We start from the raw sequence: 23,773 nt of genomic DNA, 5'->3' as shown, positions 1-23,773 counted from the left end.
CGCCGCGGACCCCGAGCGCTGATCATAACAATTCAACATACGTCATACATCCGACGTCTCACCTGTAGTCCCGGCCGGGGGAAGCCGGTCAGAGCGGAAGCAGCGGAAGCAGGGCGTTGAGGCGGCCGGAGGCGAAGCCGGACAGGTCGAGCGAGCAGAACGTGAAGCCGGCGTCGCGGACGGCGGCGTCGATGCGGGCGCGGAGCCCGGCCGCGCGGGGGATCTCCTCGCTCGGGACCTCGACGCGGGCCAGCGTGCCCTGGGCGTGGGCGCGGACGCGGCAGACGGGGAACCCCAGGTCACGCAGGGCGGCCTCGGCGGTCTCGATCTTGCGCAGGATCTCCGGGGTCACCGGGTCGCCGTAGCTCACCCGCGAGGCCAGGCAGGGCGCGGCGGGCTTGTCCGCCGTGACCAGGCCCAGCTCGTGGCTGAGGGCGCGGACGTCGGCCTTGGTCAGCCCCGCGTCGACCAGCGGGGTGACGGCGCCGCGCTCGGCCGCCGCGCGCTGACCGGGCCGGTGGTCGCCGAGGTCGTCGAGGTTGGTGCCGAGCGCCATGCGGGCGCCCATCGCGGCCGCCAGCGGGGCGAGCGCGTCGAACAGCGCCGACTTACAGTGGTAACAGCGGTCGCGGCCGTTGGCCGCGTACTCGGGCCGCTCGGCCTCGTCGGTGCAGACCTCCAGGTGCGCCAGGCCGTGGCGCCGGGCGAACGCGCGGGCGGCCGACCGCTCGGCGGCGGCCAGGCTTGGGGAGACCGCGGTGACCGCGAGCGCCCGCGCGCCGAGCACGCGGGCGGCGGCGAAGGCGAGCAACGCGGAGTCCGCGCCGCCCGAGTAGGCGACGACCAGAGCGGTCTCGGCGCTCAGCCGGTCGTTCAGCCGGCGCAGGAGGTCATCCATCTGTGATCCAAACATCCGATCAATGTGACGTGAATAATGGTGCCATACGAGGTCGTCGGCGATCTGGACGATCCACTCGGGGTGTGAGGCTTTACCGCGACCCGATGAATCTGCCAGGCTCGCCATAATTCGTACCATCCCTGAACCAAGCGGAAGAAGGCAGTTCGTGAAGCTGTTGCGAGTGGGCCCGGCGGGCGGAGAACGTCCCTGCGTGCTCGCGCCCGACGGCCGCGTCCTGGACCTGTCGTCGATCACACCGGACATCGACGGCGGGTTCCTGGCCGGGGGCGGCGTCGAGCGGGTGCGCTCGGCCCTTTCCGAGGGCGGCCTGCCCGAGGCCGGGCCGTACGAGCGCGTGGGCGCCCCCGTGGCCAGGCCCGGGAAGGTCGTCTGCATCGGCCTGAACTACTCCGACCACGCCGAGGAGACCGGGGCGGCCGTCCCGGCGGAGCCGGTGGTGTTCATGAAGGCGTCCAACACGATCGTCGGCCCCGACGACGAGGTCCTGGTGCCGCGCGGCAGCGTCAAGACCGACTACGAGGTCGAGCTGGCCGTGATCATCGGCCGCACGGCCCGCTATCTGTCCTCGCCCGAGGAGGCGGCGGGGGTGATCGCCGGATACGCCGTCGCCAACGACGTCTCCGAGCGCGAGTTCCAGATCGAGCGCGGCGGCCAGTGGGACAAGGGCAAGTCGTGCGAGACGTTCAACCCGCTCGGCCCGTGGCTGGTCACGGCGGACGAGGTCGGCGATCCGCAGGCGCTCGGCCTGCGGCTGTGGGTGAACGGCGAGCCGCGCCAGAACGGCGACACCAAGAACCAGATCTTCGGCGTGCACCACGTGGTCTGGTATCTCAGCCAGTTCATGGTGCTGGAGCCGGGCGACGTGATCAACACCGGCACCCCGGCGGGAGTGGCGATGGGCATGGGCCCGGAGGCGTACCTGCGCGAGGGCGACGTGGTGGAGCTGGAGATCGACGGCCTGGGCCGCCAGCGTCAGCGGATGGGGCAGGCGTGAGCGCCGGCCGAGCGCTTCCGAGGCGCACCGCCGGCCCGCGCGCGTGCGAACCGGCGCGGGAGGGACGATGAGCGGGGGCGAGTTCGACGGGCTGGTGGCCGTGGTGACCGGCGGCGCCTCCGGCATCGGGCAGGCCGTCGCGGAGGAGCTGTCCGCGCGGGGCGCGCAGGTCGCGGTCCTGGACCTCAGGGACACCGAGTTCGTCTGCGACGTCACCGACGACGCCGCCGTCCGCCGGGCGGTCACGGCGGTCGCCGAGCGGTACGGCCGCATCGACGTGCTGGTGAACAACGCGGGCATCGGCGCGCAGGGCACGGTCGCCGACAACGACGACGCCGAGTGGCTGCGGGTGTTCGACCTCAACGTCGTGGGCATGGTTCGCGTCACGCGCGCGGCCCTGCCCTACCTGCGCCGGTCCCCGCACGCGGCGGTCGTCAACACCTGCTCGATCGCGGCCACGGCCGGACTGCCCCAGCGGGCGCTGTACTCGGCATCCAAGGGCGCGGTGCTCGCGCTCACCCGCGCGATGGCGGCCGACCACATCCGCGAGGGCATCCGCGTCAACTGCGTCAACCCCGGCACCGTGGACACCCCCTGGATCGGCCGGCTGCTGGACGCCGCCCCCGACCCGCAGGCCGAACGGGCCGCGCTGGCCGCCCGGCAGCCGCACGGCCGCCTGGTCGGCGCGCAGGAGGTCGCCGCCGCGGTCGCCTACCTGGCGAGCCCCGCCTCCGGCTCCACCGTCGGCATCGAACTGGCCGTCGACGGCGGCATGGCCGGCCTGCGGCTACGGCCGACGGGGTCATGAGAGCCGGCCTCGGGGCGTACGGGCTCGGCACCGCACCGCTCGCCGGGCTGTTCGCCCCGGTGGAGGAGGCGCAGGCGGAGCGGACGCTGGCCGCGGCGTGGGAGTCGGGGATCCGCTACTTCGACACCGCGCCGCACTACGGGAGCGGGCTGGCCGAAGAGCGCCTCGGGCGTTTCCTGCGGGGACTGCCCGAAGGCGCCGGCGAGGCGGTCGTCTCCACGAAGGTCGGCCGCGTGCTGGTCCCCGGCGACGGCGAGGAGGACGGCTTCCCCGGCCGGACCGGGTATGTGCGGATGCGGGACTACAGCCGCGACGGCGTCCTGCGCTCGCTGGAGGACAGCCTGCGGCGCACCGGGCTCGACCGGTTCGACCTGGTGTTCATCCACGACCCGGACGACCACTGGGAGCAGGCCGCGGGCGAGGCGTACCCGGCGCTGGCCGAGCTGCGCGACCAGGGCGTGGTCGGCGCCATCGGGGCCGGGATGAACCAGGCCGAGATGCTGACCCGGTTCGTCCGGGAGACCGGCGTCGACGCGGTCCTGGTGGCCGGCCGCTACACGCTGCTCGACCGGTCGGCGGCGGCGGAACTGCTGCCCGAGTGCGAGCGCCGCGGCGTCGCGGTCATCGCGGGCGGGGTCTTCAACAGCGGTGTGCTCGCCGGGGGCGCCACCTACGACTACGACGCCGCCCCACCCGAGGTCCTCGCACGGGCCGGCGAGCTGGAGCGGATCTGCGCGTCGTACGGGGTGCCGTTGCCGGCGGCGGCGCTGCGGTTCCCGCACCGGCATCCCGCCGTGACCACGGTGCTGATCGGCGCCCGCAGCCCGGAGGAGATCACGCAGGACGTGAGGCTGACCGAGACGGACCTGCCGGACGCGCTGTGGAAGGAGCTGGACCATGCGGGTTGACCTGGCCTACGGCACCGGCGGGCTCGCCGTGGACCTGCCGGACGAGCGCACCACGGTGATCACCCCGGTGGACAGGGCCGCCGCCGGTGACGAGGCGGCGGAGCTGCGGCGCGCCCTGCGCGAGCCGGTCGCCGGTCCGCCGTTGCGTGAACGGGTGAGCCGCGGGCAGACCGTCGCGATCTCGGCGTGCGACGGCACCCGGCCGCAGCCCCGCCATCTGATGATCCCGGCGATCCTGGCCGAGCTGGACGGCGTCGTCGACCTGGACGACGTGGTGATCCTGGTCGCCACCGGCACCCACCGGGGCAACACCGACACCGAGCTGCGGGCGATGTTCGGCGATCAGGTGGTGGACGCGGTGCGGATCGTCAACCACGACGCGCGCGACGCCTCGTCGCTGCGCTGGATGGGCCGCTTCGGCAAGGACGTGCCCGTCTGGCTCAACCGTGAGTGGGCCGACGCGGACGTGCGGATCACCACCGGCTTCGTGGAGCCGCACTTCTTCGCCGGCTTCTCCGGCGGTCCCAAGCTGGTCGCGCCCGGGCTCGCCGCGCTGGAGACGGTGCTGACGCTGCACGACGCGGCCCGCATCGGCGACCCGCGCGCCACCTGGGGGGTCATCGAGGGCAACCCGGTCCACGACGACGTCCGGGCGATAGCCGCCGGGACCGGGGTCACCTTCGCCCTGGACGTCGTGCTCAACCGCGAGCAGAAGATCGTGCGGGCGTTCGGCGGCGACCTGGCGCCTATGCACGCCGCCGCCACGGCCGCCGCCCGCGCCGCGGCGATGCGGCCGGTCGCCGAGCCCTTCGAGGTGGTGGTGACGACCAACGCGGGCTTCCCGCTCGACCAGAACCTCTACCAGGCGGTGAAGGGCATGAGCGCCGCCGCCCAGGTCGTCCGGCCCGGGGGGACGATCATCTGCGCCGCCGAGTGCAGGGACGGGTTCCCCGACCACGGCTCCTACCGGGAGGTGCTCACCTCGGCCGCCTCGCCGGAGGCGCTGTTCCAGGAGATCTCGCGCCGCACGGTGACCGTTCCCGACCAGTGGCAGGTGCAGATCCAGGCCCGCATCCAGCGCGCCGCCCGCGTGATCATGCACACCTCGCACCTGAGCGACGCCGATCTGGCCACGGCCCACCTGGAGCAGACCGACGACATCGCCGCCACCGTAGAATCCTTGCCGGGCCGGGTGTGCGTCCTGCCGGAGGGGCCGATGACCATCCCGTACCTGGCCGAGGAGGTGTAGTGCTCCGCCGTCCGCCGATCCGCCCGCCGATCCGCCCGTCGATCCGCCCGCCGATCCGGTCGCCGCTGCCGGGGGCCCGCGCCGCCCGGCCGTCCGCCGTCCGCCGCACGGGCCCCGCATGAGCGAGTCGACGGACCTCGGGTACGCCCGGGTCGACATAGACAGGGAGGCCCGCCAGGGGCTGCCCGAGATCGTCTACGGTCCGGGAAAGCAGGTGGCCGAGATCGCCGGGATCGTCACCGCCCTGCTCGACCGCAACACCGGCCCGGTCCTGGTGACCCGCGTCGAGCCCGGCGCCGCCGCGGCCGTGCTCGCGCTGGTCCCCGGCGGCCGGTACGAGGAGGCCGCGCGCCTGCTCGTCTGGCGCGAGGCGCGGCCGATCGGCCACACGGTGGCGGTGGTCACGGCGGGGACGGCGGACGGCCCGGTGGCCGCCGAGGCCGCCGCCGTCGCCGCCGCGCTCGGCCTGCGCACCACGATGGTCAGGGACGTGGGGGTGGCGGGCATCCACCGGGTGCTCGCCGCCGCCGACGACCTGCGCGCGGCCGACAGCGTGATCGTCATCGCCGGCATGGAGGGGGCGCTGGCCAGCGTCGTCGGCGGGCTCGTCGAGACGCCGGTGGTCGCGGTGCCCACCTCCACCGGCTACGGGGCCGCGCTGGAGGGCGTGACCGCCCTGCTCGCCATGCTCACCTCGTGCGCGGCCGGGATCACCGTGGTCAACATCGACTCCGGGTTCGGCGCCGCGCTGGCGGCCTACCGCCTCACCAGGCGGCCAAGGTGATCCTCTATTTGAATCCGTTCACCGGCCTGGCCGGCGACATGCTGCTCGGCGCGCTCCTGGACGCGGGCGCCTCGATCGACGCCGTGCGACGGGCCGTCGCCATGACCGGCCTGACCGGCTGGCGGCTGGAGGCCGAGCGGGTGCGCACCGGTGCGCTGGTCGCCCTGCGGGTCCGCATCGACGTCGACGACGACGCCACCGAGCGCCCCGCCTCGGCCCTGATCGAGATGGCCTCCCGCGCCGGACTGCCCGTCGCCGAGGCGGCGCTGGCCGCGATCGCCGAGGCGGAGGGCGCACTGCACGGAGTCCCGGCCGCGGAGGTCCACCTGCACGAACTCGGCGGGCACGACTCGCTGATCGACATCGTCGGCTGCGCGGCGGCGCTGCGGGACCTCGGCGTGACCCGCGTCCACTGCGCGCCGCTGCCTCTGGGCGGCGGCACCGTGCGGACCCGCCACGGCACGCTTCCCGTCCCCGCTCCGGCCACCCTCGCCCTGCTCAAAGGGGCACTGGTGCGAGGCGGGGAGGCGGGGGAGGCCGTCACGCCGACCGGAGCGGCCCTGCTGCGGGCCGCGGGCGCGGTGTACGGCCCGGCGCCGGAGATGGAACTGCTCGCCACCGGATACGGCGCCGGAACCCGGGTGCTGCCGGACCGGCCCAACGTGACCGTGGCCATTGTCGGCCGGCCCCTCGCCGCGCCGGGCCGCCAGGTCGTCCTGTCGACCAACCTCGACGACGTCACCGGAGAGGTCCTCGGGCACGTGATCGCGCGTGCCATGGCCGCGGGCGCGGCCGATGCCTGGGCCACGCCCGCCGTCATGAAGAAGGGCCGTCCCGCGCACGTCCTGCACGTGCTCGCGCCGCTCGAGTCGGCCGAGCGCCTGCAGGAGCTGGTTCTCGCCGAGACCGGGAGCCTCGGCCTGCGCCGCCACGTGGTGGAGAAGGTCGCGCTGCCCCGGCACTTCGAGACCGTGAAGCTTTACGGACACCAGGTGCGGATGAAACGCGGGCCGTGGGGCGTCAAACCCGAGCATGACGACCTGGTCGTCCTGGCCGAGGCCACCGGAAGGCCGCTGCGGGAGCTGGCGCGAGAGGCCCTCGACGCCCTGTGACCCGCGTGCGGGCACTTCCGGTGTCCTCTAACAGGCGGAGCGAACCGGGGTCAGCGGTAGCCGGCCGCGGTGATGCTGGCGTGGACGGCGTTCTCGGTGGCGTCGGAGGGGTAGCCCGCGACCATGGCCCCCTCGTAGAAGGTGCCCGCGCTGAGGTTGGCGCCGCCGCCCGGCTTGCAGCAGTCACCGCCGCTGCCCAGGACGATGGCCCCCTGCTTCTTCATCGGGCTGTATCCGTTGGGCAGGGAGCCGTCCCACAGGGTGGTCAGGCCGCCGGACTGCGCGTTGCCGCCCTTGATGGCGAAGCGCGAGGTGCCGTTGTTCTTCAGCGTCGCGGTGACGAACTTGCTGTTGAACGCCCGCTGGTTGGGGTTCCAGGAACTGCTCCCCCCGGGGAACAGGCCCCACTCCAGGTCGGCCTGGACCCAGGGACCGGAACCTGAGCAGCCGCCGAACCAGCAGCTGGTGCCGAAGTAGATCGCGTCCATTGCCCCGGCGGCGTCGGCCTTGCGGGTGGTCTCGCTGTTGCCGTAGTCGAAGCAGCATCCGCTGTTGACGTGCGTGCCGCTGGTCACCATGTACATGCCCTCGGGGGCGGTGCCGGTCGGGACGCCGGTCAGGTGGCCGTCGCGCCAGTAGCTGTTGCCGGGGTTGATGTACAGCGAGTACGCCTTGCTGTTGCCGACCGTCAGCGACTCGGTGGTCGCCCGGGCGGGGCTGCTGGACGTCGAGCCGGGAACCTGGCTCGATCCCTGGTACCACAGGTCGTTCCCTCGGCCCGACTGGTCGTACAGCACCGTGATGACGCACGTGGTGCCCGAGCAGAAGGAGTCCTGGGACGCGGCGTTGGCGACGCCGCCCTGGCTCAGCACGCCGATGTTGCGGGTGGTGTTGTCCGACGAGCGCCTGACCTGGTACAGGTTTCCGTTGTAGGCGCTGTACAGCGCCCGCGTCGTGCTGTGCGCGGCCACACACGGGGTGCCGCCCGAGGCGTAGATGTCACACGGCAGTCCGGTGCCCGGCGAGGGGGTGGTGGTGGGGGTGACCGTGGGAGTGGGCGTGGGGGTCGGCTGGGCCGAGGTGGTCCATCTCTGGTTGCTCTGGCCGTTGCAGGTCCACAGGATGACCGCGGTGCCGTTGGCGGTGCCCCCGCCGTTCACGTCCAGGCACAGCCCCGACTGGACGCCGGTGATCGACCCGTTGGAGTTCTGCCGCCACTTCTGGTTGTTCTGCCCGTTGCAGGACCAGATGACCACCTGCGTGCCGTTCGAGGTCTGGTTGTTGTAGGCGTCCAGGCAGCGCGTGCCGTTGAAGGTCCGCAGCTCCCCGGCCGAGGTGAACTCGAACGCCTGGTTGGCCTGACCGTTGCAGTCGTAGATCTGCATCGCCGACCCCTGCGTGTCGACGTTGCCCCGCACATCCAGGCAACGTCCCGACGACGCGCTGACCAGCGGCGCCGTCGCCGCCGACGCCGGCACCGACCACAGCAGCGTGGCCGCCAGCAACGTCATGAGACCGGCGGCCATGGCCACCGGCGACCATGGCCGGCGACGGCCGGACGGGGGAACGGGTGATGAGCGCATTGTTCAACTCCTTGGGGGGTGGAGGCACGGCGGTGACAGGGCTCGTGCACGCCGTGGCCGCCTCGGGGCCGGCGATCGCCGTGTCCCGGGCGGAAGGGTCACCGTGCGCGCGGCCGGAGGGGGCGCGGCACACCCGTGACCGGCGAATCGATTCGCGATTCAGGTCTTCTTCCGTCCGGCCGGAGCGGGCGGACGGCATTGTTAGCGCTAACACATCGGGACGGGCCAGCGCTCCCTTCCGTCGGCTGAGCCGGAGGTGCCTATGCGCACCGAAGCACATAGGACGGGCCGCGTTCTGTCAAGATCCAGCCAGGGGCGGTTAGTCCCGTTTGTCGGTAAAAGGCAGAGTCATCTGCCTATTTCGCCGCGTGCGGATGTTCCCGTCGGCGAGCGGCGGTGAAACGTTCATTGGTGACGGCGGGCGCTCGGTGCCGAATCCGCCGGGTGGACGCGGCTGACGCGCCCGCCGTCACCGCAAAACGGCTCGTCGTCCCATGGCGTTTTTCGCGCAGGTTTCCGCGCTCGCTTACGGCGGACGGGGCACCGAAACACCCCATTCATGTCTCCGACACCCGCCATTGACATCGCGCCGCAGCGAAACCTAAGCTGCGTGCGAATCGGTTCGATGGATCGGTTGTCCCCCCAGCACGAGCCGTCCGCCGGGCCGAGCTGCTCACATTCGCGCCCGCCGCCCGGAGCCTTTCGTGAGGAGTGCGAGATGAACATCGGCGTGTCGTCAGGCAAGTCATCCGCGGACACCACCCCCGGCAAACGGCGCAGACGCCGGTACGGCCTGGCCGCCCTGCTCTCCTTCGGCGCGCTCGTGGCCGCCTCCGTCCTACCGACGGCACCGGCCCAGGCCGCCGACCAGTCCATCACCGTCAACTTCTCCACCGCCGGCGGCGCACCGACCTACCGGGCCTCCGGCTGGATCTACGGCATGACCGAGAACGGCGCCGCGCCCGCGGACAACTTCTTCACCGACGTGAAGTTCCGGTACATGCGCGCCGGCGGGGCGCAGCTGGACAGCCCGGGCGGCTGGGTGTCGGGCAAGTACGACCGCCGGTGGAACGCCACCCGCGCCCAGTTGCTGCGCACCCGGTCGCTCGGCGGGCAGTTCGTCCTGCTGGTCCACGACCTGTGGGGCGCCGACGGCTACCCGATCTCCCGCTTCCCCGGCGACAACGGCAACTGGACCGACTTCGACAACTTCCTCACCCGCCTGATCAGCGACGTGCAGGCGACCGGCGCCCCGGTCCAGTGGGACCTGTGGAACGAGCCCAACATCACGATCTTCTGGAACCGTCCCCAGTCGCAGTACTTCGAGATGTGGCGGCGCGCCTACCAGCGCGTCCGCGCGGCCTTCCCCTCCCAGCTCATTGTGGGCCCGAGCCTCGCCGGCGTCCCGTCCACCGGCGGCTGGTGGACCCAGTACCTCGACTACGTCAAGGCCAACAACGTGGTCCCCGACATCGTCAGCTGGCACTCGCTGCCCGGCGACCCGGTGGCGAACGTGGCGACGGCGAACACCACCCTGGACTCCCGCGGCATCGCCCACCCGCGCCCCTACCAGATCAACGAGTACGGGGCGTCCAACGAGCAGAACCCGGCCGACGGCGCCTGGTACATCGCCCGCCTGGAGAGGGCCGGCGCCGACGGCCTGCGCGCCAACTGGGCCAGCGGCGGCAACCTGCACAACGACCTGGGCAACCTGCTGATCCACAACTCCTCGGGGCAGTACCAGACCAAGGGCGAATGGTGGGTCTACCGCTTCTACGGCTCCCAGACCGGCCAGATCGCCTCGGTCACCCCGAGCGCAAACTACGACGCCTTCGCCACCAAGGCGAGCGGCAACGCCAAGGTCCTGGTCGGCGGCGGCACCACCACCGGGAACGTCGCGGTCAACCTGCAGGGCCTGAACACCACCAGCGGCATCGTGGAGAACAACCAGGTACGCGTCCTCGTCGAGCGCATCCCCTACAACGGCGGCGGCGCGGTGAGCGGTCCTGTCACCGTCCAGAACTCCGTGGCGACCCTGTCCGGCAACGCCACGACGGTCAACCTGCCGCACACCAGCGTCGACGACACCTTCACCATCACGCTCCTGCCCCCCTCCTCGGGCCCCGGCCCGAGCCCCACTCCCAGCCCCAGCCCCAGCACCGGGGCGTCATCGGTGCTGCGCAACGTCAACGCCGGCCGGTGCCTGGACGTCCCGAACTCGTCCACCACCAACGGCACCCAGCTCAATCTGTGGGACTGCGGCACCGGCGCCAACCAGCAATGGACCCTGACCTCCGGAAAGCAACTGCAGGTGTACGGCAACAAGTGTCTGGACGCCAACGGGCAGGGCACCAGCAACGGCACCCAGGTGATCATCTGGGACTGCAACGGACAGACCAACCAGCAGTGGAACGTCAACTCCGACGGCACCATCACCGGTGTGCAGTCCGGCCTGTGCGTGGAGGCGAGCAACTTCGGCACGGCGAACGGCACGAAGGTCCAACTGTGGTCCTGCACCGGCACGACCAGTCAGAAGTGGACCCGGAGCTGACCCGGCCGGCGCCGGCCCGCCGGGCATGACGGACTCATGACGCGGGAACGGCGCCACGCTCGTGAGTGCGACGGCCCGGCGGCGGGATCTCCCGCCGCCGGGCCGGCACGCGTCCGGGCCGAAGGGGAGCCGATGCCGCCGCCGGGCGGACGTGCGTCACGTCCCGAGGTCGAGTGATCTCCGCCGGTAGGTGTTTCACACCTATTTTCGGTGGTAGTCGAATCGATTCGTCATCGACCGAAACCTTCTGACCCCGCACCTCCAGGGAGCACGTCCGCACGCCGCCGTGCCGGAAGCGTTCTTCGCGGGCTCGATTCGACCTACGATGTGCGTGTCGGGTCGGTTGGGGTGAGGAGCGCCGTGAACATCGGGGAGATCGCCAGGCGGTCGGGGGTGTCGCGTAGCACCGTCTCCTACGCCTTGAGCGGCAAGCGTCCGGTGTCGCAGGACACGCGGCGGCGCATCCAGGCGGTCATCGACGAGCTGGGCTACCGGCCCAACGCCGTGGCCAAGGCGCTGAAGGAAGGCAAGACCCGCACTCTCGGGCTGGTCATCCCTCCGGCCAGCAGGCGGCTGACCGACATGCAGCTCGGCTTCGTGGCCAGCGTCGTCGACGCCGCGGCGCGCGCCGACCTGGACGTGCTGCTGTCGCCATCGGGGGGCGAGCACGACCGTTCCTTCGAGCGGGTGGTCGGCGGCAGGCGGGTGGACGGCGTCATCCTCATGGAGATACGGCTGGAGGACGACCGGGTCACCCGTCTGCAGCAGAGCGGGCTGCCGTTCGTCGGCATCGGCCGCACCGGCCACCCCGAAGAGATGTCCTGGGTCGACATCGACTACGAGACGCTGATCGCCAGGTGCGTGCACCACCTCGCCGACCTGGGGCACCGCCGCATCGCCCTGGTCAACCGGTCCGCGGAGCTGGTGGCGGCCGGGTACGGCCCCGGCCACCGCGCGCAGGCCGGCTTCACACGCGCGGTGGCCGAACGCGGCCTGCAAGGCGTGCAGAGATGCTGTGCCGACGAGGCCCAGTCGGGGGTCACCTGCGTCGAGCGGCTCCTTGACGACCACCCCGATCTGACCGCCGTCGCCACGATCAACGAGGCCGCCATGCCCGGCATGTACCGTGCCCTGGCCCAGGCGGGCCTGGCCGTGCCGCGCGACTTCTCCATCATCGGCGTCGCCGCCCGCGACTGGGCGGAGAACCTGCACCCGCCGCTCACCGCCGCCGACGTGCCCGCCGACGAGCTCGGCGCCCGCGCCGTCGAGATGCTCATCCAGCGCATCGCCGATCCCGCCATCCCGCACCGCCACGTCCTGGTCGCCCCTCCCGTCTCCCTGCGCGGGACCACCGGCCCCGCCGGTCGGCGGCCGGAGGCGGGAGATCCGGGGGCGCGCTGACCGGTGACCCCGGCCGCGGGAGGCGGCCGGTGATCGGGGCGGGACCGGTGATCGGGGCGGGACCGGTGATCGGGGCGGGACCGGTGATAGGGGACGGGACCGGCGATCGGGACGGGGCCGGGGGAGAGGCGGGGGCGGGAGATGCGTCACGCCGGCCGGTGGGGCGGTTACTGGAACGAGGCGTCGTCGACGGAGAAGCCGTCGGTGCCCGCCGCCGTCTCGACGTAGAAGCTCGCGCCGGTCAGCGTCCCGCTCCACGACACGGTCGCCGTGCCGGAGAGCTGGGTCCAGCCGCTGGAGGTGACCGCCGCCGCGGGGGTGAGCTGGATGTAGCTGGTCGTGCCGCCGGCGGTCACCGCCAGGGTCGCCTTCGCGCTGGGCGTGCCGCTCTGCGCGCGCACCCAGACGCTCGTGGTGTAGCTCTTGCCGTTGGTGAGCTTGGAGGTCACGTCCTGGGTCGTGCCGTTCCACGACGCCGTGCGCCCCGTGATCGACAGCGACCGTGCGCCGCCGTGCGGCGTGGTGGTGCTGGAGGAGAGGGTTCCGCCGGAGGCGCCCCAGCCCGTGGTGCCGCCTTCCATGTCGCCGTTGGTCAGCAGGTTGCCGCCGCCGCTCGTCCCGCCGGCGAACTGCCAGTAGTTCACGTTGAACAGGGTGCCGGAACCGCCGGTGAAACGCAGGTACAGGTCGTGGGTGCCGGTGGCGCCGCTGACGGGGCACGAGACGGTCGTCCAGGTCTGCCAGCCGCCGGTGCCGTTGACGGTGCAGGTGCCGACCAGGGAGCCGTTGACGCCGTCCAGGCGCAGTTCGATCTTGCCGCCGCTGTTCGCCGAGGCCACTCTGGCGCTGAAGGACGTCGCGCCGGAGCCGAACGCGACCCCCTTGACCTTGATGTAGTCGCCGTTCTCGATCCAGCCGACGTTCATGCCGCCTTCGCTCGCGGGTTCGGTCTCCACGCCGGACTCCCAGGCGATGGTCTCCGCTTCCTGGCGGGTGTAGGGGTTGAGCGTGCCCACCTGGGGCGCCCCGGTGGTGGTCATGTTGATCGTCGGGATGCTGCCGTCGGAGTTGTAGGTGAACCTCTCGACCGCGACCGAACGGGTGTACCCGCCGCCGCCGGGCAGGCCGCCGTTGTGGTAGAAGAAGTAGGAGTTGCCGTTGAAGTCGATGACCCCCGGGTGGTTGGTGAACGAGGCGCCCTGGGTCGGCATGACGGTGCCGCGGTAGGTCCACGGCCCGGTGGGGCTGGAGGCCGTCGAGTAGCCGATGAACTCCGAGCAGCACTTGGCGGCGAAGACGTTGTAGTAGGTGCCGCCGCGCTTGTAGACCCAGGGGCCTTCCTCATACAGGGTGGGACGGCTGGTGTTGCCCGTGCGGGTGCCGAACCCGGAGGTCGTGAGCGGGATCTGGGTGGGGGAGCCGCTGTAGGAGATCATGTCGGTGTTGAGCCGGACGTACCACAGGTTGGGGTTGCCCCAGTAGAGGTAGGCCTGGCCGTTGTCGTCGATGAACACCGTCGGGTCGATCTCCCCGTTACGCACCAGTGCGTGCCCGATGGCGTCGGTGAACGGGCCGGTGGGGCTGGTGGAGACGCCGACGCCGATGGCCATCTGGCCGCTCGCGCGGTCCTTGACCGGGACGTACCAGTAGAACTTGCCGTTGCGGTAGACGGTCTGGCCGGCCCAGGCGTCCGAGGCCGCCCAGGAGAAGGTGGACAGGCTCATCGGCGAGCCGTGGTCGGTCCAGTTGACCATGTCGGCCGAGGACCAGACCCGCCAGTCCTTCATGGTGAAGTAGGTGGAGTTGTCCTCGTCGTGTCCCGTGTAGAGATAGACCCGGCCGTTGTAGACCAGCGGAGCGGGGTCGGCGGTGTAGATCGTCTGCACGATCGGGTTGTCGGCCCTGGCGGGCAGGCCGGGCAGGAGTGTCACGGCGCACAGCAGGCCGATGACCAGCAGCAGGCCCCGTCCGAGCCGGTGCCCGGCTCGGAGCTGGAAGGCGGTTCTCAACGTCGACTCCAGAATTGTTAGCGCTAACAACTGAGGTGATGAACCCGTGCCGGGATGGCGGGCCGGTGGAAGGGGGGTGACAGCCAGGCAGCCCGGCGGCGAGAATTTCGCCGCCGGGCTCCCGGTTCGTACGCCGCGAACGGTGATGGTCAGACGCGGGTCCACTTCTGGTTGTTCTGGCCGTTGCAGGTCCAGATCTGCACCTTGGTGCCGTTGGCGGTGCCGCCGCCGTTGACGTCCAGGCACTTGTTGGCGCCGACCGCGGTGATGCTGCCGTCGGAGTTCAGCCGCCACTTCTGGTTGTTCTGCCCGTTGCAGTCCCAGATGATCACGGCGCTGCCGTTGGCGGTGCTGCCGCCGTTGACGTCCAGGCACTTGTTGCCGTAGACCCGCAGCTCGGTCGCGCTGGTCGCCGTCCACTGCTGGGCGGCCGATCCGTTGCAGTCATAGAGCACCGCGGCGGTGCCGTTGGTCTGCGACCCGCCGTTGACGTTCAGGCACCGGCCCGACCCCACGCCCCGGAGTGCGTTGCCGGTCGGCGTCGTGCCGCCCAGCTCCTTGATGCGGACGTTGCGGAAGGCCGCCGTGTCGCCGGACCCGTGGTTCTGGATGCCGATGTACCCCTGCTGGAGGGAGCGCACCGAGTCGGTGTTGGTGAAGTCGTTGATCTTCACGCCGTTGAGGAACACCTGCAGCCGCTCGCCCTCGACGAGCAGCTCGTAGGTGTTCCACTGACCCGCCGGGTTCAGCGCCGCGTCGCGGGCGGCGGTGTCGGCGGCCTTGGCCCCGTTGACGGCGCCCGTCGTGTAACCGGCGGTGTCGCTGGCGTCGATCTGCACCTCATAGCCGTTGCTCAGGGCGGCGTTGGGGTCGCTGGTGGACGGGAAGCCGATGACCACCCCGGAGTCGGAGTCGCCGGTCAGCTTCCAGTCGAGCTTGAGCGAGTAGGACTTGAACTCCTTGGCGCTGTACCACAGCATGCCGAGGCCATCCTGCGAGGTCAGCGTGGCGTCGCTGTTGGCGAAGGACCCCGAGCCGGCCTGCGACCAGCCGGTGGTGGAGCCGTTGTACAGGGTGGTGTACCCGGTCTCCGGACGGCAGTCGGCCTTCACCGCTCCGGCGGCGTAGCGGATGCCGCCGAGGAGCAGCGTCCGGAAGTTGGTCTCGGAGAAGGAGTCGATGGAGTGCCCGAGGCCGGTGTAGAAGGCGCGGCCGGCCGACTGCGGGTGACACCAGGTGATGGGGTGGTCGCCGCTCATGGAGCCGCCGCTGTAGCTGGACTCGTCCAGGTTCTGCAGCACGTGCACGCTGGAGCGCGGATTGGTGCGGTAGTTGTACCACTCGTCGGTGCGCGACCAGGTGGCCCCGAGATGGGACGTGGCGGCGTGCGCCCGGTCCTCGGTGCGCACGGTGGCCCGCTGGATCGCGGGGTGGTTGTTGAACCAGGCTCCGACCAGCCCGCCGTAGTAGGACCAGTTGTACTCGGTGTCGGCCGCGGAGTGCACGCCCACGTAACCGCCGCCGCCGTCGACGTAGGACTGGAAGGCGCTCTGCTGGGAGTCGTTCAGCACATCTCCGGTGGTGCTGAGGAAGACGACGGCCTTGTACTGCGCGAGGTTGCCGGAGTTGAACGCGCTCGCGTCCTCGGTGGCGTCCACCGAGAAGTCGTTGGCCGCGCCGAGGTCGCGGATGGCCTGGATGCCGGCGGGGATGGAGTCGTGCCGGAACGCGGCGGTCTTGGAGAACACCAGCACCTTGTAGCTGGCGGCGTGGGCGGGGGCGACGGCGATGCCGGTGACGGCCGCGGTGGCGAGCGCGGCCACCAGCGCCAACCGGCGCGGGGCCGACCTCTTGCTGCCGCTCCCTGCGCTACGCCCGGGGAACAGATGTCGGAGCATGGGGGGTCCTTCCAGGTCGTGACGTCGTGACGCGGCAGGGGGCCGCGCCACGACGTCACATGAGCCGATGAACAGGGAGGGTCAGACGCGGGTCCACTTCTGGTTGTTTCCGCTGTTGCAGGTCCAGATCTGGACCTTGGTGCCGTTGGCGGTGCCGCCGCCGTTGACGTCCAGGCACTTGTTGGCGCCGACGGCCGTGATGGTGCCGTCGCTGTTGAACCGCCACTTCTGGTTGTTCTGCCCGTTGCAGTCCCAGATGATCACCGCGGTGCCGTCGGCGGTGGCGCCGCCGTTGACGTCCAGGCACTTGTTGCCGTAGACCCGCAGCTCGGTCGCGCTGGTCGCCGTCCACTGCTGGGCGGCCGATCCGTTGCAGTCCTGGATCACCGCGGCGGTGCCGTTGGTCTGCGACCCGCCGGTGACGTACAGGCACCGGCCCGACCCCGTGCCCTTGATCGTGGTGGAGGTCGGGTTGGTGACGGTCCCGGTGTCCAGGGTGAAGGCGTCCAGGTCGAACAGGTAACCCCCGCCGGTGGAGCCGCGGAAGACCAGGTACAGCGTGGTCGTGCCCGAGGGCGCGCCGCTGAGGTTGGCCGTGGCGTCGACGTAGGTCTCCCAGTTCCCGGTGACCGGCACGGTGACGGTGCCGAGCAGGGTGCCGCTCGCCGAGCCGGCGCGCACCTCGATGCGGCCGCCCGCGCCGGCCGAGGCCACGCGTGCGGTGATCTTGGTGGCGTTGCCCAGCGCGTACGGCTGGAAGGAGATCCAGTCGCCGTCGTCGATGTAGCCCACGGTGTTGCCACCCTCGGCCGGGGTGTGGGCGGTGGCCTGGACGCCCTGCTGGGCGCCGAAGTGCTCGGCCTGGCGGTGGCGCGGCTGCAGGGTGCGGGTGCTGGTCGTGGTCAGGCCGCCCTTGTCGGTGTAGGAGGCCACGAACACGCCGTAGATGTTGGCCGCGGCGTCGTGCTCACCGTCGGTCGGCACCGTCAGGGTGCCGCTGCAGCCGTTGGCGGTGGTGATCTGGTGGCGGTGGCTGTCGTGTCCGAGGAAGTAGGTCACCGACACCGTCGAGCAGTCGATCGTGCCGTCCTCCGGGTCGCTGACGCTGACCGTGAAGGGCACCGTGTCGCCGAAGGAGAACAGCTGGCCGTCACCCGGGCTCGTCAGCGTGACCGTCGGGGCCGTGTTGCCCACGCTCACGCTGACGCTCGCGCTTCCGGTCAGCCCCTGCGGGTCCCGGACGGTCAGCGTCGCGGTGTAGGAGCCGTCGCTCGAGTAGGTGTGGCTCGGGTTGGCCGAGGTGGAAGTGCTCCCGTCGCCGAAGTTCCATGAGTAGCTCAGCGTGCCGCCCTCGGGGTCGGAGCTGCCCGAGGAGGAGAAGTTCACCGTCAGCGGCGCGGGTCCCGAGGTCTTGTCGGCGGCCGCCTTGGCGATCGGGTTGCGGTTGGCCGCCGTGCCGATGTACTCGATGCGCCACAGCGCCTGGTTGTTGCTGCCCGTCCCGTAGTCCAGGACGTACAGGGCGCCGTCGGGGCCGAAGGCCTGGTCCATCACCTGTGTGCCCGACCAGGGGAACGCGGAGATCTCGCCCCGCGAGCCGTCGCTCTTGACCTCGATCGCCTTGATCCACCGGCGGCCGTACTCGCCGGCGAAGAACCTGCCGTCCAGCGACGACGGGAACTTGACGGAGGAGTTGAGCGAGGCGTCGTAGCGGTAGACCGGGCCGGCCATCGGCGACTCGGAGCCGCTGCCGAACTCCGACGGGGAGCCGGAGTCGCCGCCGTACTTGATCCAGGCCGGCTTGGCCGCGGGAAGGGTGGTCAGGCCGGTGTTGCGGAAGGAGTTGTTGGTGGGGCCGCCGGAGCAGTTGTACTTCGAACCGGTGCTGTTGCTGTTGAAGTCCCACTCGTTGTAGGTCTCGCTGGTGGTGTTGGTGCCGGTGCAGTACGGCCAGCCCATGTTGCCCGGGCCGGTGATCCGGTTGAACTCCACCTGGCCGCTCGGCCCGCGGTTGGAGTTGGTCGAGCCCGCGTCCGGGCCGTAGTCGCCGACGTAGACGACGCCGGTCGCCTTGTCCACCGACATGCGGAACGGGTTGCGCAGGCCCATGGCGTAGATCTCGGGGCGGGTCTTCGCCGTCCCCGGCGGGAACAGGTTGCCGCTCGGGATGGTGTAGCTGCCGTCGGACTCCGGGTGGATCCGCAGGAGCTTGCCGCGCAGGTCGTTGGTGTTGCCCGCCGTGCGCTGCGAGTCGTACTGCGGGTTGCGGTTGGTGCGCTCGTCGAGCGGCGCGTACCCGGCGGAGTCGAAGGGGTTGCTGTCGTCGCCCGTGGTCAGGTACAGGTTCCCCTGGGCGTCGAAGTCGAGGTCGCCGCCGACGTGGCAGCACAGGCCGCGGTCGTTCGCGACGACCAGCACGACCTTCTCACTGCTCATGTTGAGCGTGTCGTCGGAGTTGAGGGTGAACCGCGACAGGTGCAGCTCGCCCTTCCAGGAGTCGAACTGCGACTGCGTGCCGGTGGCCGGCGCGTCGCCGCTCGGCGTGCTCAGCCGCGGCGAGAAGTACAGGTAGATCCACCGGTTGGTGGCGAAGTTGGGGTCCACGGCGACGCCCTGCAGGCCTTCTTCGTCATGGGTGTAGACGTTGAGCTTGCCGGAGACCTTGGTGTTGCCGTTGACGTCGGTGACGCGGAGTGTGCCGTCGCGAGCCGTGTGGAGCACCGACCGGTTCGGCATGACGGCCAGCGACATCGCCTCGCCGAGCTCGTTGCCGCCGGAGGCGAGGTTGATCTGCTGGTAGTCGGACGCGGGGATGGTCAGCGCGTTGGCCGCCGGAGCGGTGAGAACGAGGGCTCCCGGACCGACCAGCGCGAACGCGGTCAGTAGCGTGAGCCACCAACGTCGGGACATAGGGGGATGGGTCCTTCCTGCCGTGCGAAACGCCATGGTTTGTCGAGATCAGCTCGCGCATGCTCTGCGCGCAGAGGCGACGGACGTGCGCGCGAGTGGGGGCCGCCGCCCGCGCGCACGTCCGTCCGGGGTCACCCCCCGGCGCCTCTCAGTTACGGGTCCACCTCTGGTTGGCTCCGCCGGTGCAGGACCACACCTCGACGAGCGTGCCGTTGGCGGTCGCCTCGCCGGTGACGTCGAGGCACAGGTTGGACTGCACGCTGGTGACCGTGCCGTCGGCGTTGAGGTTCCACTGCTGGTTGGTGCCGCCGCTGCAGCCGTTGATGACGACCCGGGCGCCGGCGTTGGTGCCCTGGGCGTCAAGGCACTTGGTGCCGTACACCTGGAGCTGCTTGCCCGAGGTCGCGATCCACTGCTGGTTGGCCTGCCCGTTGCAGTCCCAGATCGCCACCTGGGTGCCGTTGGTCTGCGTCTGGCCGGGGACGTCCAGGCAGCGGCCCGACGCCATGCTCCGCAGCACGTTGGTCGGGGTGCCGCCCGAGCCGGGAGTGATGGACAGGTTGTCGAACTGCGCCGTCTCGGTCGCGCCGGTGGCGAGGCCGACCTGGCCGGCGCCCCACATCGTGTCGGTGACCGTGCCGACCGTCACGCCGTCGATCGCGGCGGTGATGGTGGACCCGGAGAACCCGAGGGACAGGGTGTGCCAGCGGTTGGTGCCGAGGGCCGCCACGGTGCCACTGCTCAGGGTCGTGGTGGCGTTGGAGGCGGTGTTGCGCTGGATCGACCAGGCGCCGCCGTCGGTCACCCGCAGGTAGTAGGCGTTCTGCCCGGCCGGGCTGTAGTGCTGGGTGCCGCCGCGGCCGATGAGCTTGACGTAGCCCGACTGCTCCAGCAGGACGTCGGAGGAGACGGTGTAGTTGCTCCAGCCCACGTCGCCGAGCAGCGCGTAGGGGTCGTAGTCACCGTCCCACGTGATCGGCATGCGCGGCGCCATCTGGCGCACGCACCTGCCCGCGCGGCCCCCGCCACAGGCGGTCACCTCGAAGGCCCCCTGCTGGTCCATCAGGTACTTGGCCTCCTTGCCGACCTCGTACCCGTCGTAGTTGTCGGAGTAGGGCAGCGGCATCGAGCCCTGCGCGGGGCTGGTGGCGGTGCCCTTGCCCTGGCCGGTGGTGGTGGTGATGGTGTAGACGCGGCCGGGCTGGACGGTCAGCGAGAAGGCGCCGCCCGAGGGGGTGATGTCACTGCCGCGCACCATGTGGTCGGCGGAGTTGTTGGAGTTGAGGTTGGTGGACCACACGTGCACCTGGCCGGTGGACAGGCCTCCGGTGACGTTGAAGTTCAGCGTCTGGGCGGCGGTGGCGTCCATGGTCTCGATGATCGTGCTGTAGTCGGAGTTGTTGGTCGACTTCAGCGAGACGTAACTGCCGTTGTTGCGGCTGCCGCCGATGTACCCGCTGGAGGAGTCCAGGTACTTCCACCCCGGCGCGGTGAACTGGGTGGTCTGCGCCATCGTCCAGGCGTTCTTGCCGATGTTGTAGTACCCCGACCACGGCTGGGGCGCGATGGCGACGCCCATCGTGGGCCACGGGATGTTCGGGGTGATGGCGGCGACGATCGGCCAGTTGAGGTAGGCGGTCATCTTGCCGTCGATGTAGTCGCGGTTGATGCCGCGCGCGAGGGCCTTGGCGCCGTCGTTGTAGTCGTCGGACCCGTTCTCGCTGGCCCACAACTGCTTGCCGGAGTTGATGGCGTTGGTGGTACTGGGGCAGTTGGTCTGCGCGCTGCGATAGCCGCATACGTAGTGGTTGCCGTAAATGTCCACGGCGTTCCGGAACGCGGTGTTGTTCACCGCGTCGTCGGCCGAGCCCCAGTTGGTGTCATCGGCCACGATCTTGACGTTGCTGAAACCGTTGGAGTCCAGGGCGGCGTTCAGGTTGATGTACCAGTTGAGGTCGCGCCCCCGCTCGTTCCAGCCGCCGAGGTAGTCGATGGTCAGCCCGTGGCTGTTCTTCGCGCACTTGAGCCAGTCGACCAGGTAGTTGATCATGTCCTGGGACCAGAAGTTGCGGTTGCCGATCCAGCCCGGCGCGCCCCACGAGAGGCCGGCCAGCTTGATGTTGGGGTTGCGGGCCTTGGCCTGCTCCATCAGCCACCACTCATAGCCCCGGCCGCAGTCCAGGTCGGCGGAGGTGTGCCGGTGGCTCGGCTCGGCGCCGCTGGTGGAGTTGGTGTCGCCGCCGATCTCCACCTTCAGGATCTGCACCGCGGCGCCGTACCCGGGCTTGAACATGTAGTCCAGGATCTGGCCGCGCTGGGGCTCGGGGTAGTCGACGAGCAGGCGGCTGTTGCCTCCGCCGCCGCTGATGGCGCCCACGCCGTCGAGCGTACGGCCGCCGGAACCGCCGTTGATCGTGATCGAGACGGCGGCGTGCGCCGAGGAGACGCCGATCAACGAGAGGGCGGCGGTCAGCAGCGCGACCACGAGCGCCGGGAGGAATGCCCTTGTTCTACTTCGTCGGCTCATGTAGCGAACCCCTTCTCGGGTCGTCTCGGCAAGGAGGTCGGTCCGAACGAGCAGGTGCGAACGAGGCCGGATCCGGTTGACCGGTCTGGCGTTCTCGCGCATACCTGAACCTCCAGTGCTGGTCTCGATGGGATACGCGGGGGAGCTCCGTGCGTCACGACATGGGGCATCGTCGGCCCGTGTCTCAGCCGGGGCTCCTGCCGCTTCACCACCGGCCCGGCAGGAGGCAGCCGCCGTGAGTGCTCAGTGTGGAAATAAGTATGAAACATGTCAAGAACGTATCGGCGAACCGATTCGACCCCAGTGGGGACCGTGCGGCCCGTGTTAGCCGGTCCCGCATGTCGTCGACGCGAGACCGCCCGTCGGAAGGAGGCCGCCGCCTCTGAACGTTTCATCGCCGGGCGGTCCCGGGCCGGTCCTCGTCTCGCGCGTCAGATCTCGCCGGTGAGTCGCGTGGGGACCTGGCCGAGATGGCGGCAGGCTGACACATTCACCGGCGGCCGGCCGCGGCCGGTACGCATCTGTATGGAGCGCGCCGCCGGTTCTAGGGCGTGGCGCAGATGGCCGAGCCGATCAGCGAGGTCACCGCGGCCGGGTGGGAGATCAGCGTGAGGTGCGACCCGCCCTCGAACCGGCTGACCCTGGCGTGCGCCCGCCGGGCCATGGACAGTTCCGCGGACGGGGTGATGATCCGGTCGCCGGTGCTGATGAAGTACCAGGACGGGATCGACTTCCAGGCCGCGGCCGTGGCCGGCGTCGTGAACGCGCTGGTCGAGGCGGCTCGCTGGGACGCCCACAGGCGCAGGGCGGTGTCGCGCGGCAGGTCGGAGGCGAACGAGCGGACGAAGACGTCCCTCTTGAGGTACAGATCGGCCGCTCCCTGAGGCGCGCCCGGGTAGGGGACCTTGTCGTAAAGGGAGCCGGGATCGGCGTTGAGCGCGGAGTCCGGCCCGCTGAGCCGGCCGGTGGCCTCCCCGACGTCCGGCGCGGCGGCGTCGACGTACACCAGCGCTTTGACCCCTGGAACGCCCGCCGCGGCCTCGGTGATCACCGAGCCCCCGTAGGAGTGCCCGACGAGCACGATCGGGCCGGAGATGGTCTTCAGGAAGTCCGCGACGGTCGCGGCGTCGGTGCCGAGGCCGCGCAGGGGGTTGGCGATGGCGCGCGCGACGTAGCCCGCCCGGCGCAGGGCGTCCACCTCTCCGTTCCAGCTCGAGGTGTCGGCCCAGGCTCCGTGGACCAGGACGACCGTCGGCTTGGTCCGGCCCGGCGACCGGCACGGCAGAGGGGTGCTTGTGAGGGCGGACGACGCCGGCGCCGTGGCGGTGGCCCGGGCGCCGGCCGTGGGCGCGGCGGCCACCGGCGCGGCGGCGACCGACGCGGCGACCATGGTGAGCGCGGCCACGGATCTCGTCGTCTTCCCGGCACGTGAGCGGTTCATCGGTCCCCCTGGGCGCTCTCTCCTGATCGCCATCGCGTTCCGGGGCACGGCGGGTGCCACCGCTCACCCTCGGACTCCACTGACGAGAGTCTGCTCTCCGGGAGGCGGGGAACCAACCCGGAGCCGGCCAAGACATGGCCAGCCTTCCCCTGACCTGCTTGGCCGTCCCACGGGAGGGGGCATAGGGCGCACGGGCGGCGCGAGTCGCCTTCTCCCCGCCGAGGGTCCGCGTGCCGCCAGATAGTATTGAATGATACTGTATCGACTGATACAGTCTTTGATGTGACGAAACCGGATGCGTCGAGCGGAGGGGGCGTTGATCATGGAGGTGTACGAGGCGGTCACGAGCCGCAGGGCGGTGCGCGGATTCACCGGCCGGGAGGTTCCGAGGGAGCTGCTGGAGCGCGTGCTGGCCGCCGCGGCCTGGTCGCCGTCCGGATCGAACCTCCAGCCCTGGCACGTCTACGTGCTGACCGGCGAGCCGCTGGCCGAGCTCAAGAAGCGCGCCGGCGAGCGCCTGGCCGCGGGCGACTCCTGGGACGAGCGCGAGTACGAGATGTACCCGGCCACGCTGAAGTCTCCGTACCAGGAGCGCCGATCCGCCTTCGGCCGGGAGCGCTACAGCGCGCTCGGGGTCTCGCGCGAGGACTGGGAGGCGCGCCAGAGGGCCGCGGGCGAG

At 70.9% G+C, this 23,773-nt stretch carries 16 protein-coding genes; 9 read left to right on the top strand and 7 right to left on the bottom strand.

Annotated features, from left to right (window positions below; all coding sequences use genetic code 11):
* Nucleotides 1–88: 88 nt before the first annotated feature.
* Nucleotides 89–898, bottom strand: coding sequence for an ATP-dependent sacrificial sulfur transferase LarE (gene larE, locus ABZU32_RS28585; RefSeq protein ID WP_354926780.1), 810 nt, complete (start codon nucleotides 896–898; stop codon nucleotides 89–91).
* Between the two features lie 166 nt (nucleotides 899–1,064).
* Here larE and ABZU32_RS28580 point away from each other — a divergent pair, with 166 nt between their 5' ends.
* From ABZU32_RS28580 to larC, 6 genes are all read left to right on the top strand, one after another.
* Nucleotides 1,065–1,913 carry a fumarylacetoacetate hydrolase family protein gene (locus ABZU32_RS28580; RefSeq protein ID WP_354926778.1) on the top strand — a complete coding sequence of 283 codons (849 nt, stop codon included), beginning with the start codon at nucleotides 1,065–1,067 and terminating at the stop codon, nucleotides 1,911–1,913.
* A gap of 67 nt (nucleotides 1,914–1,980) precedes the next feature.
* A complete protein-coding gene (locus tag ABZU32_RS28575) occupies nucleotides 1,981–2,721 on the top strand; it encodes an SDR family oxidoreductase (RefSeq protein WP_354926776.1) in 741 nt (246 codons plus the stop codon).
* Nucleotides 2,718–3,629 (top strand): aldo/keto reductase, encoded by a 912-nt coding sequence (locus ABZU32_RS28570; RefSeq protein WP_354926774.1) that lies wholly within the window; start codon nucleotides 2,718–2,720, stop codon nucleotides 3,627–3,629. Before ABZU32_RS28575 ends, ABZU32_RS28570 begins: the two co-directional genes overlap by 4 nt.
* Complete coding sequence (gene larA / locus ABZU32_RS28565) at nucleotides 3,619–4,878, top strand: nickel-dependent lactate racemase (protein ID WP_354926772.1); 1,260 nt, start codon at nucleotides 3,619–3,621, stop codon at nucleotides 4,876–4,878. Before ABZU32_RS28570 ends, larA begins: the two co-directional genes overlap by 11 nt.
* Nucleotides 4,879–4,996: 118 nt before the next feature.
* Entirely contained in the window at nucleotides 4,997–5,662 is a 666-nt protein-coding gene (gene larB / locus ABZU32_RS28560; protein ID WP_354926770.1) for a nickel pincer cofactor biosynthesis protein LarB, read from the top strand.
* An 8-nt stretch (nucleotides 5,663–5,670) separates the two neighbouring features.
* On the top strand, nucleotides 5,671–6,774 hold the full coding sequence (gene larC, locus ABZU32_RS28555; protein WP_354926768.1) for a nickel pincer cofactor biosynthesis protein LarC: 1,104 nt from the start codon (nucleotides 5,671–5,673) through the stop codon (nucleotides 6,772–6,774).
* Nucleotides 6,775–6,824: 50 nt separating this feature from the next.
* Here the strand turns inward: larC and ABZU32_RS28550 are convergent, their stop codons facing one another.
* Entirely contained in the window at nucleotides 6,825–8,357 is a 1,533-nt protein-coding gene (locus ABZU32_RS28550) for a lectin (RefSeq protein WP_354926766.1), read from the bottom strand.
* Nucleotides 8,358–9,075: 718 nt separating this feature from the next.
* Here ABZU32_RS28550 and ABZU32_RS28545 point away from each other — a divergent pair.
* Both ABZU32_RS28545 and ABZU32_RS28540 read left to right on the top strand, forming a co-directional pair.
* Nucleotides 9,076–10,908 carry a ricin-type beta-trefoil lectin domain protein gene (locus ABZU32_RS28545; protein WP_354926764.1) on the top strand — a complete coding sequence of 611 codons (1,833 nt, stop codon included), beginning with the start codon at nucleotides 9,076–9,078 and terminating at the stop codon, nucleotides 10,906–10,908.
* Between the two features lie 360 nt (nucleotides 10,909–11,268).
* Nucleotides 11,269–12,309: a LacI family DNA-binding transcriptional regulator gene (locus tag ABZU32_RS28540; protein ID WP_354926762.1), complete on the top strand. Its 1,041-nt coding sequence runs from the start codon at nucleotides 11,269–11,271 to the stop codon at nucleotides 12,307–12,309.
* Nucleotides 12,310–12,476: 167 nt separating this feature from the next.
* Here ABZU32_RS28540 and ABZU32_RS28535 read toward each other — a convergent pair whose 3' ends face one another.
* The 5 genes from ABZU32_RS28535 to ABZU32_RS28515 form a co-directional block, all read right to left on the bottom strand.
* Nucleotides 12,477–14,318, bottom strand: a complete 1,842-nt coding sequence (locus tag ABZU32_RS28535) for a family 43 glycosylhydrolase (protein WP_354926760.1) — start codon at nucleotides 14,316–14,318, stop codon at nucleotides 12,477–12,479.
* A 149-nt stretch (nucleotides 14,319–14,467) separates the two neighbouring features.
* Nucleotides 14,468–16,216, bottom strand: coding sequence for a lectin (locus ABZU32_RS28530; RefSeq protein ID WP_354926758.1), 1,749 nt, complete (start codon nucleotides 16,214–16,216; stop codon nucleotides 14,468–14,470).
* Nucleotides 16,217–16,297: 81 nt separating this feature from the next.
* Nucleotides 16,298–19,126: an RICIN domain-containing protein gene (locus tag ABZU32_RS28525; protein ID WP_354926756.1), complete on the bottom strand. Its 2,829-nt coding sequence runs from the start codon at nucleotides 19,124–19,126 to the stop codon at nucleotides 16,298–16,300.
* Between the two features lie 148 nt (nucleotides 19,127–19,274).
* The gene (locus ABZU32_RS28520; protein ID WP_354926754.1) at nucleotides 19,275–21,653 is read right to left on the bottom strand and encodes a ricin-type beta-trefoil lectin domain protein; all 2,379 of its coding nucleotides are present in this window, start codon (nucleotides 21,651–21,653) and stop codon (nucleotides 19,275–19,277) included.
* A gap of 544 nt (nucleotides 21,654–22,197) precedes the next feature.
* On the bottom strand, nucleotides 22,198–23,094 hold the full coding sequence (locus tag ABZU32_RS28515) for an alpha/beta hydrolase (protein WP_354926752.1): 897 nt from the start codon (nucleotides 23,092–23,094) through the stop codon (nucleotides 22,198–22,200).
* Nucleotides 23,095–23,389: 295 nt separating this feature from the next.
* Between ABZU32_RS28515 and ABZU32_RS28510 the strand changes: the two genes are divergently transcribed.
* Nucleotides 23,390–23,773: nitroreductase family protein (locus ABZU32_RS28510; RefSeq protein ID WP_354926750.1), on the top strand; the 384-nt coding region annotated here is incomplete at its 3' end.

The organism is Sphaerisporangium sp. NPDC005288 (genome assembly GCF_040607475.1).
GTDB classification, from domain to species: domain Bacteria; phylum Actinomycetota; class Actinomycetes; order Streptosporangiales; family Streptosporangiaceae; genus Sphaerisporangium; species Sphaerisporangium rhizosphaerae.
The sequence above is the reverse complement of the archived record's forward strand: the minus strand, read 5'-3'. Positions and strand labels throughout refer to the sequence as shown.

Excerpts from the sequence above, each read along its gene's own strand:
- larE (WP_354926780.1), bottom strand. The coding sequence starts at position 898 with ATGGATGACCTCCTGCGCCGGCTGAACGACCGGCTGAGCGCCGAGACC.
- ABZU32_RS28575 (WP_354926776.1), top strand. The coding sequence starts at position 1,981 with ATGAGCGGGGGCGAGTTCGACGGGCTGGTGGCCGTGGTGACCGGCGGC.
- ABZU32_RS28570 (WP_354926774.1), top strand. The coding sequence starts at position 2,718 with ATGAGAGCCGGCCTCGGGGCGTACGGGCTCGGCACCGCACCGCTCGCC.
- larA (WP_354926772.1), top strand. The coding sequence starts at position 3,619 with ATGCGGGTTGACCTGGCCTACGGCACCGGCGGGCTCGCCGTGGACCTG.
- larB (WP_354926770.1), top strand. The coding sequence starts at position 4,997 with ATGAGCGAGTCGACGGACCTCGGGTACGCCCGGGTCGACATAGACAGG.
- ABZU32_RS28550 (WP_354926766.1), bottom strand. The coding sequence starts at position 8,357 with ATGCGCTCATCACCCGTTCCCCCGTCCGGCCGTCGCCGGCCATGGTCG.
- ABZU32_RS28545 (WP_354926764.1), top strand. The coding sequence starts at position 9,076 with ATGAACATCGGCGTGTCGTCAGGCAAGTCATCCGCGGACACCACCCCC.
- ABZU32_RS28530 (WP_354926758.1), bottom strand. The coding sequence starts at position 16,216 with ATGCTCCGACATCTGTTCCCCGGGCGTAGCGCAGGGAGCGGCAGCAAG.
- ABZU32_RS28525 (WP_354926756.1), bottom strand. The coding sequence starts at position 19,126 with ATGTCCCGACGTTGGTGGCTCACGCTACTGACCGCGTTCGCGCTGGTC.
- ABZU32_RS28520 (WP_354926754.1), bottom strand. The coding sequence starts at position 21,653 with ATGAGCCGACGAAGTAGAACAAGGGCATTCCTCCCGGCGCTCGTGGTC.
- ABZU32_RS28515 (WP_354926752.1), bottom strand. The coding sequence starts at position 23,094 with ATGAACCGCTCACGTGCCGGGAAGACGACGAGATCCGTGGCCGCGCTC.